We start from the raw sequence: 12005 nt of genomic DNA, 5'->3' as shown, positions 1-12005 counted from the left end.
GGCGATTTTCCGTTCAATTTGAACGGAAAATCGCCTTTTTTATTTCACATATTGATTACAGTAAATAAAATTGACTGTTTTTCAGTGGCCTCGGCTCGCCGAGGAGGCTCAGGTCTCGCCCCATGGAAAGCGAGCATCCTGTAGTGGAAATCAACATCACTCTACTCCTTTTACGAAAACTTGGTAATTTAATTGACAAGGTTGTTTTTCAACAGCATGAGACCACAAAAATGTGGTCTCAGTTTTCTTTATGTTGCAAACTCACGCGTTAGTCGCATAAAATTCTATTCTTTTTAATATTTCGTGCTGAAATTATCGCTTTTTTATAGCTTTGATCATCGAAGTAAAATGGCCCCAAATCTAGTTTTCTTTCATAATCATTATTATAATCACCCACATAGAAATCTTTCCAAATAACTTTGTTATCAAGTAAATCTATTTTTGCTGAAATAAATCCACAGTCTAGGTCCCCACAATCTGGACAAATTAAGATAGGAATGCGATACCATAAAAGTTCATGTGGTTTTTCAAGTAAAAAGTACTTGATCATATCTCTTTGATATTCAACAACTCCCCAGCCTAAACTTGGTATGAAGTTATATTTCATTAATTTTTGATAAAGAGAAATACCATCAATAATTAGATCATTAAATTCAACTTCTTTATCATTAATTATTTCTTTTCGATTTTTAATTTCTAAAATGTTTAATTTATTCATCATTACACCCACGGGTTAATCTATTTTTGATAATATCTCTCTACCTGTGTAGGGATCAACAAGTTTCCGATTTTCAACCAAATTATGCATTTATGAAACTATGAATTTTATCGTATTTAAGTAGGTTTTAAAAAATCTCTATTTATTTATGGCAATGCGGAAGAGCCCAATTGCACTCACATTATTTAAAACACAAGCAAATTTCAATTTAATCTTCATAGGCATCTCCTAAAGATGCAAAATCATCTTGAAGCCAATACCAATGTTCTCCCTCATTTATTACTAAACGTTCCAATAACTCCGTAAATGAATTGGCAATTATCGGACAACTGCCAACTACACCATGAGTCTCCCAATTGCTATCGTAACATCTGCCTAAACGCGGCTTACTTAGATCTATTGTTAAAAAATCGTTATTCTGATCACGTCCAATAATGTACCAACTTGAAGATAGATCGTATTCAGCTTTTTCACCGATTATAACGGGGTTTGCCAATATAAACTCTTCAGGTGAAACAATTGTTAAACAGTAATCACTGCCTATAAATAAATCAATTCCGCCACATAATGTAAAAAATTCATATAAATCGTCTGGTAGTTGATGACCTTTTTCTACATCTGGATAGCCTGAATGAGAATGAATCACACAGTTTGGAAAATTATTTATTTTATCAATCAACACTTGAATATCCATTTTAAATCCTCTCTTTATAAATGTTTTACAACAGTCCTAAATAAAAAGAGCTTCGAGAATATTCCTCTCTTAGCTCTTATTTCTATACTCATCTAAGCTCGCTCTATGAACAGCTTCTGTTATTTTTTATTTCCGAATTTCATCATAAAATAATAACTAACCTTAGGGAAGACTGAGTAAAGTTTAGCTCCAAACCCCATCCATGAAGGTAGATCGATTTCATGTACATTATTTCCAATTAAAGAAATAACTTTCGAAGCAACTTTTTCAGGGTCCAGCATCATTTTACGAACGGACTTAGCATACGATCCTGACTCATCTGCAATATCAAAAAACGGTGTATCCATCGGACCTGGGTTTATATTCGTAATATAGATACCGTCTTTTTCAACTTCCTGTCTCAAAGCGTTACTGAATCCTAGTACTGCATGCTTAGAGCCTGCATATGCTGCAGCCTTCGAAGTTGCAATCTTACCAGCTAAAGAAGCGATATTAATTATATGTCCCTTCCCTTTTAGCTTCATAGACGTTAGGGCAAGTTTTGAACAAATCATGACTCCAAATACATTCACATCAAACATTTGCTTCATATCTTGAAGTGACATTTGTTCAACTGTCTGAAATAGACCATACCCTGCATTATTTATTAAAACATCAATTCCATCAAATTGCTCCTCGATTTGGTGAAATGCATCGTATACTGCATTTTCATCTGTCACATCGACAACAAAATAATGACATTTAACTGGAAAATCTTCTTGTATTTTTGCCTTTAAGTTTTTTAGCTCTGTTTCTCTTCTAGCAATTAAGACGATATTAGCGCCTTCCTTTGCTGCCGATAAAGCTAAATCTTTCCCAAGACCACTCGAAGCACCTGTTATTACTACCGTTTGGTTACTTAACCTCAAAAATTCCCACCTCTATTATTGACTGACTGAATGCTCATTCGTTTTATACTCAAGTATACCATCATTTCGTTCATTTAAACTAATAAAACCTAAGTTTTCCAGGTAGTCTAATTGACCAATTGTTTCGGATAAAGTAAGTGAAAGTTGCTTTTGATAAACCTTTGGAAATAACATTTGGCAAACTTCATATGCAGTTAACGGTTGTTGTTTTATCATTTCATATACTTTTTCAGCTCTAGCCTTTTGCTTTTCTAATCTACTTTTTACTAACCCTTTAATATCAGTAACTGGTTCACCATGTCCAGTATATAATTTTGTAATCGGCAGTTCTGCTATTCTTTGTAAAGAGTGATTGTATTGTAGTAATGGCCTTACACGTTCGGTTTCACCATTTAATGGAGGCTCAATGATTGGGTTAGATGAAACCTTATCTAATAATAAATCTCCTCCGAATGCAATGCCATCATCCTCACTAATTAAAGAAATGTGAGAAGTTGCATGACCAGGTGTGTACAATACTTTCAATCCAAAAATACTATCAATTATATCGCCTTCATCAATAATATGAGTTAATGAACGCTTACTAGTATATGGCATTTTCTCAGTCGTACGTGGCATTCTTTGAACATATTCCGCTGGAACACCGTATAATATTGCATTTTCAATAAAATACTCATTATAGTAATTTAGGAATGATTGTTCTTGCGTTAAATATGGAATATTTCGTTCATGGCCCAAAATTTTCACATCTTCATTAAACTCTTCCAATAATCCTGCATGGTCTGGATGATGATGAGTTAAAAGGACTTGTTCAATATCTTCTAGTTTATAACCTAATTTATCTAATTCACCTTTAAGTGCATCTAATGTATCTGGTGTATTCGTTCCCGTATCAATTAATGTCAATAAATCTCCTTCAACTAAAAAAACATTTACTGTATTCATAGCATAAGGTACCGGTAGTGTAATTTGGTGAATCTTATCTTCAGGGATCATGTTAATTCCTCCTTATCTGAATCTTCTTACAGTTAATTCTAATATACATTTTAAAAAATACAAACAAAGATGTATTAGAATTTTACATTAACGTAAAATCAGAATCTAGAAATCACAAAATAACACGGGGATCCGTAAAGGTATTAATCGCTACAAAACTAAAAAAATTTCCCAATTATTTCTTTTTTTCTTAAAATTTTGCCTGCATCTAAAAATTATTTAAAAATGTTTTTAATAAAATATATAAAAGCAATATGTCAACAAGGAATATAGCATTTATTTCTCTAATATAAATATCTATTACAATAGAGGAGAGGTGAATGTAATGTTTCTAGGAAAAGTTGCGTTTATTGGTGCAGGTAGTATCGCAGAAGCATTAATTGCAGGATTAATTGATAGTGGGTATATTGAGAGTGATCAAATTGCAATCACTAATAGGGAGGATTTAGAACGTTTAGATAATTTACATACAAAATATGGTGTATTAGCTACAACTAACCGTCAGCTAGCAATCTCTGGTTCAAGTGTAATTTTTTTAGCGATGAAGCCTAAAGATGTTGCAGTCGCTCTTGATCAAATTAAACATTTTTTCAACGAAAAACAATTAATTATTTCCTTAGTTGCAGGTGTTTCAATCAGTACAGTTAAGCAGTTACTAGACAATGAAAATCTAAATATTGTTCGTGCAATGCCAACTACATCTTCACTCGTCAGAAAATCTGCTACAGCACTTGCTTATCCAGATGAAGTTCCTTTTGAAAAAGTGCAAACAGCAAAAAGATTATTTGAGCGTGTTGGTATTGTCGCTAAAGTTGAAGAAGATGAATTACATGCAATGACTGGATTATTTGGTAGTGGTCCAGCCTATATATATTATGTCATTGAACAATTTGAACGAGCTGCAATGGCACTAGGGATCCATCGTGATATTGCCAAACCATTTATTCAACAAACTTTAATGGGTTCGATTTCAATGCTTCAAGAAACGAATAAATCGCCATTGACATTGAGGAAGAAGGTTACAAGTCCAAATGGTACTACTCAAGCTGGAATATCTGTGCTTGAAGACCGTGAAGTTGCCAATTCATTTTTAAATTGCTTTATTGAAGCAACTGTCCGATCACGTGAGATCCAAGAGGAATATGAAAAAATTAATAAAATTTAATCAGCTTGTCATGACTCTCTTCTTTAGGTAATAAAATGATACAGGTAACTGTGTTGTCCTAAGGGGGAGAGTTTTCTGATGAAAATAACAAACAGTAGAGTATTACGAGCAAGTATTAAGCGTATTCTCATCACAATTGCTTTAATCGTCACATTAGTTTTAATTGTTGGCTTTCTAACAATCAGTTATGTTGTTGGTAGCTCAATGGTAGAAGCAAAGGGCAAACCACTTAGCTACCCTCAAAAAGTATCAACTCTCCTACAATTAAAATTCGATTCATTAAAGAAAGATAAACAATCAAATCATGATGAAGTACATAAAAAGCTAAATTAAGGTTTTAACTATATCCATGCCTGTTTGACTGGCATCAAAAAAACAACATATTAAATAAAAGAGCAAGGGAAGGTATTTTGATCCCCTTGCTCTTCTTTTTAATCATTTTTGAGTAGCATGATTTGTTGCAACTTCTTCATGCATAATATGAAACTCTTTTTTAATGATTTCTTTTTTCAACTTAATATAATCGTCTTCACTAATAGTTGGTGGTAGTGTAATTAAAATTCTTCTATAAACTGAATCACTATCAAGGGTAAGACAGCTCTTCAAATTAGAATATTTATTTACAAGCTTAGCTAATCTTGCTAATGCACCTTCATGTTCCATTGTACTAACAGTTAATGAATAACCGCCGTCCTTCATTCCCCATGCTTCTTCTAATAATTCAAAAACTGTTTTATGCGTTAAAATTCCTACAAATTCATTTAGATCGTTTACTACTGCTAAATATGGAAAACGTTTAATCGTAAAGAAAACTTTGAAAAATGGTGAATCCTCCTGTATAGGTGGACATTCTTTGCGAACAAAATCATTTACTGTTTTGCCTTGCAAAGAATCGTTATCTACTAAATACTCAGCTAAATCAACACGATAAAGATTTCCAACATACTCTTTATCATTTTCACTTAAAACTGGAATACATCGATATTTTGTTTTCTTTAAAAGATCCCATGCAAACTGCGCCTCAGTCGAAACCATACAGTGAACTACATCATGTTTTTTTACGATATTACCCTTAATTCTCAATAATAACCCTACTTTCAAAATTTATTTTATTAATCATTCTTAATTTTTCTCTTTTAATAACACAATTACTCAGATAAAAACTCCATCAAGTCGCATGATTTTATTAAAAGCACTGTTAACATAAATAGCTTCGATTCAAGCCCCTCATCCAAATGATTGAACTCTAAAAACCTCCTTATACGCTCATCAATGTAGATCTTTTGATGTTTATTTATGAGGGAATCTTACGGAACTTACGTTAATAAATAACAATGTCTTTTAAAACGATCTCGAAGCCTTTCATAATAAATTCGCCCTTTCTCAAAATGTACCTTTTTTGTTCCATTAACTAATTCTAAATTTTCAAATAATTTTACAATACTATTTAAAGTCAACATCATATCTATATTATTAAAAGAGAAATTCATTCCAAATAATCAAAAAAAGACTAAAAATCAGGTTCATGAGTCACTGAAATAGCTAATTCTAGTAAATCACTTACTCATAACATCCTGTATTGGAAATCTACCTCACTAATCTTCTTCTCCAATACTAAATTTTGAAATTACTTGTTATTTTTTATCTACATAAAAAAAGAAGAGATTCGTGTGATCTCTTCTTCTCGAAACAATTATGCTTCTTGCTTTACTTTATTTGTCAGTTCTTTTTTTAATAAGTCAATTTTGTAATCAAATGATTGAAGATCAAATTCTGATCGTACTCTTAGTTCTAAATCACGAATTTGTTTTTCGAAGTAGTTGAAGTCAATTGACGGCATTTTACTATTAAGCAAATGGTGAGTTTCATTTATTTTTTTTGTCGCATGAGCCATGTTTTGACGAGACATTAAGTCAGATTTTTTCGTATGAAGCTCTTTTAACTTTTTTTCAATTTGATTAACTTGTTCATGCATAAAGCTAATTTCTTCTTCTGTTTTAGCGATTAACGTAACAAACTTTTCAGCTTGTTCTTTATAAAAAGCTAGATCTTCAGTTGCACGTTTAATTAGATCTTCTGCACCTGCTTCATTTGCAACTTTTAATTGCTCTTCACGTTTTTGCACCATTTGTAGTGCTGCCTCACGTTCGACCTGGAATTTCGTACGTAATGAATAATGTCTTTCAAGTAATCCCCTTACTTTTCCTAATTCACTTTCAGATTGTTTAATGAAGTAATTCAATTGTGAGATAGGATTTTGTTGTTCTTTCTCATCTAATAAACCATGTAAATCCGCTGAGATTTGATTTTTAATACGAGTAAATAAGTTTTTCATTGTCATACACTCCTCTTATTTTATAGGGTTGAAATTTTCATCATAAATATTAAATTCATCATCTTTAAGTTTCTTTTGATTTTTATAATCTTTATATAGGTAATAAAGCAATATTGCTGCTGCTACACCTATTAAAGAAGGAAGACCACTTATTGCTATCGATAAACCGATTAATCCAATAATTGTCCAGATGATTTTCATAAAAATCGAATCTGTTTTCATAAACTTTTTAAAACCAAAATATGTGATTACTAACCCAAGTGCTAACGTAATCAAGCCACCTAAATTCGCTAAAGCAACTCCAATTAATATTAGTACGAGGATAAAAGTTAAGAACTTCTTCATGACCTCGTCGCCTCCTTTCAACTTATACTCTTATCTTATACAAGTTTTTATATTGGAATAATGGCCTGAGGAATGGTTTTATATCAGACTTAAGAAGTAGAAAAGCAAGACAAACAAAAAACCAGATCAATTTGGATAATCCATTGATCTGGTTTTGACTAAAAATTGGGGAGTTTAACTCCAGCTTTTAATTGTAATAGTTGTGATACCGTTACAAACTGATAGCCTTGCTTTTGAAGAGCCGGTAAGATTTGTTTCAGTGCTGCGATTGTTTGACTACGGTCCCCACCGTGATCATGAAAAAGAACAATATCTCCATTTCTAGTATCTTTTAGTACATTTGATACGATTTTATATACTCCAGGATTTTGCCAATCAAATGTATCCTGATGCCAAGACCACATAACAGTTAAATAGCCAAGATCATGCACTGTATTTATCGAACGCTCACTATAGTAACCAAATGGAGGTCTAAATAATACTGGCTCGACATGAGTTGCCGCTATAATTGCATCATGAGTTTTATGTAATTGATCTCTTATTTGTTCATCAGTTAAATACTGAAGTCTAGCATGCGTAAATGTATGATTCGCAACTTCATGACCTTCTTTTATTTCTCTCAATGCAACTTCAGGAAATTTCGCAACTCTCTCACCGACTAAAAAAAATGTTGCTTTAGCATTATACTTCTTTAACAAATCTAAAACTTCTGGGGTATATTCATCATTCGGCCCATCATCAAATGTAATTGCTAATACCTTCTCTTTTACAGGTACTTCCCAAATAGCAGTACCTTGTTTTTCGTAGTAATATCGATTTTTACTTTCAGCTGATACATCAATAGAACTGTTAAAAATAAATTGGAAACTAAAAATAAATAAAAGGATAACTTTTAACTGTTTCAAAGCCATGACCTTCCTTTTACGAAAGAATACTTATATCATGTCTCTAAACTATTCTTTTATGTACACTTCTCAACTTTTTAAAAGTACTGCATCTTAACTGACTGTTTCATTTGTATTTTATCAATCGTTTCTGGTGATATCGTATTCATCAAAATCATTCGCTATATATGTATTATTAAAGATTTCATATGCTTCATCTAATAATTTTTTTGAAGCTTCTCCTTGATATCTTGCACTAATATGTGTTAAATAGAGGGTTTTAATTCCCTCACACTTAGCAACATTTGCAATTTGAGTACTTGTAGTATGGAAATAATCATATGCATGAGTTGTTTCATCATCTGCAAAGGTTGATTCATGCACTAATACATCCATACCTCTTGCAAGTAGATTACTTTTATCAGTTATGCGAGTATCTCCTGCTATTGCAATGCGTCGACCTTTTTTTGAAGGCCCAATAAAATCCTTACCATTTAAAATTCTTCCATCTTCTAAAGTTACTGTTTTCCCTTCTTTAAGGAATTTATAAACTGGCCCTGGTTTTACATCAATCTTCTTCAATTCCTCTACGTTCAATTCTCCAGGTAAATCCTTTTCAATAATTTGATAACCAAATGATTGAATTCCATGTTCAAGTTCAACTGCTTGAACAATAAATTGGTCATCTTCAAAAACAATACCTTCAGTAGTTTCAACATAATGAATCGGATATTTTAAATAAGTACCACTAATCTTAAAGCTAGTCTCTACATATTCTTTTATTCCTTTAGGTCCATAGATTGTTAATAAATCTTCTCCACCTAAAAAAGTTCTACTACTTAATAATCCAGGTAATCCAAAGATATGATCACCATGGCAATGAGTAATAAAAATTTTCTCGATTCGTCGTGGCCGAATTGGCGTATGTAATATTTGGTGCTGTGTTGCCTCACCACAATCGAAAAGCCAAGTCGCCCCTCTTTCCTCTAAAAGCTGTAATGCAATACTTGTTACATTCCTACCTTTTGATGGCATTCCTGCTCCCGTTCCTAAAAATACAAGCTTCACGTTAATGCCTCCATCTTAATTCATTTCTAATTGTTACAGTACCACTTGTATATTAAATTGCCAACACTTTAAAGAATGATTTATGAATTGATTGGGAAATTTACACAATAGAGCTTAGTTTTTTAAATTTAATTTATGGAGGAAAACAATGCGAAGACGTTTTTTCCAAATCACCACAATCTCATTAATTGCTTGCCTTACTTTGACCAGCTGTGCTAATCGAAATAATAATATAAGTGCATCAGAGAAAGAACAAGAAAAAGATTTTAAAATTGGAATTGTTATGGGTAAAACTGAAATTCACGATAAAGGATTTAACCAAGCAGTTTGGGATGGGATTATTGAAACTGGAAAGAAACATGGTTGGAAGGAAAAGAAAAATTATGTAAAAACTGATGCCCCAACAGACAAAGCAGCAAAAAAAGAATTAATGAAGTATGCAAAGAAACATTATGATTTAACTTTTGGAATTGGCTATTCATTTCAAAAAGCCATCTCTGAAGTTGCGAGTAAAGAAAAGAAATCAGATTTTGTCATCATTGACGGGATTGTAGAAAAACCAAATGTCGTAAGTGTTACCTATCGTGAAGAGCAATCAGCATTCCTCGCTGGTATTGCAGCAGCGATGAACACTAAAACGCATAAGATTGGATTTATCGGTGGTACAAAAGATCCATTTATAAAAAGGTTTGAATACGGATTTAAAGCAGGTATTATGTCCGTTGATCCAAAAATAAAAGTATTGACGGAATTTGCAAATTCATTTGATAAACCTGCAGATGGAAGTAAATTAGCAAAATCCTTATACAATGATAAAGGTGTAGATATAATTTTCCAAGTAGCAGGTAAAACAGGATTAGGTGTATTTACTGAAGCTAAAAAATTAAAGAAAAATGGTAAAAAGGTTTGGGTAATTGGTGTTGACCGGGATCAATATAAACAAGGATTACCGGAAAATGTCACTTTAACATCAGCGATTAAACGAATTGATAAAGGCGTAGATGAAGTAATAACAAAGAAATTAAAAGGGAACTTTCAAGGTGGACGCATTTTGCGATGGGGCATAAAAGAAAATGGCGTTGATCTTGCAAAAACAGATAAGAATTTAAATAAAGACACAAAAGAACAAGTTGATTTATATAAAGCCAACATAAGAACAGGACATATCGAAGTACCAGAAACAAAAAAAGATTTTGAAAACTTCTCTCCTACAAAGCCTGAAAAAGCAGAAATTAAAAAGAAAAAAGTAAAAATTGGTAAATAAAAAAATCTTGTCCAATTATATGAATATTCCGCATATAGTATAGTACCAACAAAAAAAGTTAGGTGTGATACTATGTCAATTCGAGATTTCATATTACTCTTCTATTGTTTTATTATCTTTTTATCTGTACCAATCGGATATAGGTATGTTTCAAAGAAAACAAAAGAAACTGGACAATTTTTACCGTTTTTAGTAGTATCGCTTGCCATTGTTTTAGCAGACGGAATCCTTTCAATTTTAGTTTGGTCACTATTTACATCACAAATGGATACATTCATGTATATAGGTGGATTGATTACTGGTATGATTTTCACATCAATTTGTGGCCTATTACTATTATCCGTTTTACTTTTAAGAAGAAAATATTTTTTAAACTCATTTATTGATCTTAACACTGCTAGAATCGAAACGAATCCACCACCTGATGATCATTCTAACAATGATTTTAAGAAATAGAGCTCTTGTGCTCTATTTCTTTTTTACTTGTAGAACAGTTATTCCCTTAAAAAAGTTTCGTATTTCGAAGCTAATAAATTGAGATTTAGTTCTAATTTTGTATATACTTTCTTTAATTGATTTAGGAGGTTTCATAATGAAAGTTACAATTTATTCGGACTATGTATGTCCGTTTTGCTATTTAGGAAAAAAACCACTTGAGGACGCTCTAAAGGAAGTTAGCGATGTAGAGCTTGAATGGAAACCATTCCAATTAAGACCTGAGGGAGCTGAACCATTAAGTCCAAATAGTTCTTATATCCAACAAGGATGGAAATTCGGTGTTCAACCACTTGCTCAAAAGCTTGGTGTTGAGATGATTTTACCAACTATGGATCCCCATCCTTCAACTAAAAAAGCTCATCGAGGCTTTTTATTCGCAGAGGAAAATGGAAAAGGCGCTGAATATGCCCAAGCAGTTTTAGCAGACTTTTGGACAGAAGGCAAAGAAATTGGTGATGTAAACGTACTTGCAGATATCGCTGAAAAACTTGGCTTAGACCGTCCTCAATTCATTGAAGCTGTTTCAAATACAAAGTATGACTCATCGATCCAAAACCCAAATTTTATTAATGCAGTACCAACCTTTATAATTGGTGATCAAGTTTTACAAGGTGTTCAAAGTAAAGAAGCATTTATACAAGCTTTAAACAACCAAAAACTAGTTGAGCAGTCTTCATTAAGCTGCGACATTGATGGAAACTGTTAATAATCTGTAATCAAAAAGGATGTCCCTTAAGTTTGTTTTCATTACTAACATATGGGACATTCTTTTTAATTTTAAAAAATCATCTGGGAAAAATAATTTTTTGATTCATTTTTATAACCAGTTCTCTATCAAGAACAAACAAACATAAAAAACTAATTATTTCCCTGCTACACTAACTTGACTCCAATCAATCACAAACGGATTACCAGTTAAACTTTTTCTTACTTCAGTAACAATACTCATTTGCTTTTTTACAACTTCTGATTGAATTACTTTTTCTCCATCCCCACTACCATCATAATACAACGGCTTCTTCTCCATAATGTCACCTCCATTACTTATTAATAATTTATATTCTCTTTCTATGTCGAAATTCCCTTTTTAAACTTGGTAATTCACAAAACTTTTTACTCAAAAATTAACT

At 32.2% G+C, this 12005-nt stretch carries 15 protein-coding genes; 5 read left to right on the top strand and 10 right to left on the bottom strand.

Features of this window, described 5'->3' with window-relative positions; translation table 11 throughout:
- Positions 1-268: 268 nt before the first annotated feature.
- The 4 genes from ACFWM3_RS23575 to ACFWM3_RS23560 form a co-directional block, all read right to left on the bottom strand.
- Positions 269-718, bottom strand: a complete 450-nt coding sequence (locus ACFWM3_RS23575; RefSeq protein ID WP_390313138.1) for an oxidoreductase — start codon at positions 716-718, stop codon at positions 269-271.
- 208 nt (positions 719-926) lie between these two features.
- Positions 927-1412, bottom strand: coding sequence for an SMI1/KNR4 family protein (locus ACFWM3_RS23570; protein WP_390313137.1), 486 nt, complete (start codon positions 1410-1412; stop codon positions 927-929).
- Positions 1413-1531: 119 nt separating this feature from the next.
- Positions 1532-2320 (bottom strand): SDR family NAD(P)-dependent oxidoreductase, encoded by a 789-nt coding sequence (locus ACFWM3_RS23565; RefSeq protein WP_056475363.1) that lies wholly within the window; start codon positions 2318-2320, stop codon positions 1532-1534.
- Between the two features lie 15 nt (positions 2321-2335).
- Entirely contained in the window at positions 2336-3316 is a 981-nt protein-coding gene (locus ACFWM3_RS23560) for an MBL fold metallo-hydrolase (RefSeq protein ID WP_390313136.1), read from the bottom strand.
- A 325-nt stretch (positions 3317-3641) separates the two neighbouring features.
- On the opposite strand from ACFWM3_RS23560, the gene proC reads away from it, so the two are divergent.
- The gene (gene proC / locus ACFWM3_RS23555; RefSeq protein WP_056475356.1) at positions 3642-4481 is read left to right on the top strand and encodes a pyrroline-5-carboxylate reductase; all 840 of its coding nucleotides are present in this window, start codon (positions 3642-3644) and stop codon (positions 4479-4481) included.
- Between the two features lie 78 nt (positions 4482-4559).
- Complete coding sequence (locus ACFWM3_RS23550; protein ID WP_056475353.1) at positions 4560-4814, top strand: hypothetical protein; 255 nt, start codon at positions 4560-4562, stop codon at positions 4812-4814.
- A gap of 102 nt (positions 4815-4916) precedes the next feature.
- Here ACFWM3_RS23550 and cbpA read toward each other — a convergent pair whose 3' ends face one another.
- From cbpA to rnz, 5 genes are all read right to left on the bottom strand, one after another.
- The gene (gene cbpA / locus ACFWM3_RS23545) at positions 4917-5564 is read right to left on the bottom strand and encodes a cyclic di-AMP binding protein CbpA (protein WP_056475349.1); all 648 of its coding nucleotides are present in this window, start codon (positions 5562-5564) and stop codon (positions 4917-4919) included.
- 610 nt (positions 5565-6174) lie between these two features.
- Positions 6175-6816, bottom strand: a complete 642-nt coding sequence (locus ACFWM3_RS23540; protein WP_390313135.1) for a PspA/IM30 family protein — start codon at positions 6814-6816, stop codon at positions 6175-6177.
- A 15-nt stretch (positions 6817-6831) separates the two neighbouring features.
- Positions 6832-7161, bottom strand: a complete 330-nt coding sequence (locus tag ACFWM3_RS23535) for a lmo0954 family membrane protein (RefSeq protein WP_335408050.1) — start codon at positions 7159-7161, stop codon at positions 6832-6834.
- 158 nt (positions 7162-7319) lie between these two features.
- Complete coding sequence (locus ACFWM3_RS23530; RefSeq protein ID WP_286131762.1) at positions 7320-8066, bottom strand: polysaccharide deacetylase family protein; 747 nt, start codon at positions 8064-8066, stop codon at positions 7320-7322.
- Between the two features lie 120 nt (positions 8067-8186).
- Complete coding sequence (rnz, locus tag ACFWM3_RS23525) at positions 8187-9113, bottom strand: ribonuclease Z (protein ID WP_056475341.1); 927 nt, start codon at positions 9111-9113, stop codon at positions 8187-8189.
- 148 nt (positions 9114-9261) lie between these two features.
- Between rnz and ACFWM3_RS23520 the strand changes: the two genes are divergently transcribed.
- The 3 genes from ACFWM3_RS23520 (at position 9262) to ACFWM3_RS23510 (ending at position 11581) form a co-directional block, all read left to right on the top strand.
- The gene (locus tag ACFWM3_RS23520) at positions 9262-10377 is read left to right on the top strand and encodes a BMP family lipoprotein (RefSeq protein ID WP_390313134.1); all 1116 of its coding nucleotides are present in this window, start codon (positions 9262-9264) and stop codon (positions 10375-10377) included.
- Between the two features lie 72 nt (positions 10378-10449).
- Positions 10450-10833 (top strand): hypothetical protein, encoded by a 384-nt coding sequence (locus ACFWM3_RS23515; protein ID WP_390313133.1) that lies wholly within the window; start codon positions 10450-10452, stop codon positions 10831-10833.
- Positions 10834-10969: 136 nt separating this feature from the next.
- Positions 10970-11581, top strand: coding sequence for a DsbA family oxidoreductase (locus ACFWM3_RS23510; RefSeq protein WP_390313132.1), 612 nt, complete (start codon positions 10970-10972; stop codon positions 11579-11581).
- 156 nt (positions 11582-11737) lie between these two features.
- Here the strand turns inward: ACFWM3_RS23510 and ACFWM3_RS23505 are convergent, their stop codons facing one another.
- Positions 11738-11902 (bottom strand): hypothetical protein, encoded by a 165-nt coding sequence (locus ACFWM3_RS23505; protein ID WP_172795443.1) that lies wholly within the window; start codon positions 11900-11902, stop codon positions 11738-11740.
- Positions 11903-12005: the final 103 nt, after the last annotated feature.

Source organism: Gottfriedia sp. NPDC058432, from assembly GCF_042721555.1.
Taxonomy (GTDB): Bacteria; Bacillota; Bacilli; order Bacillales; family Bacillaceae_G; genus Gottfriedia.
The sequence above is the reverse complement of the archived record's forward strand: the minus strand, read 5'-3'. Positions and strand labels throughout refer to the sequence as shown.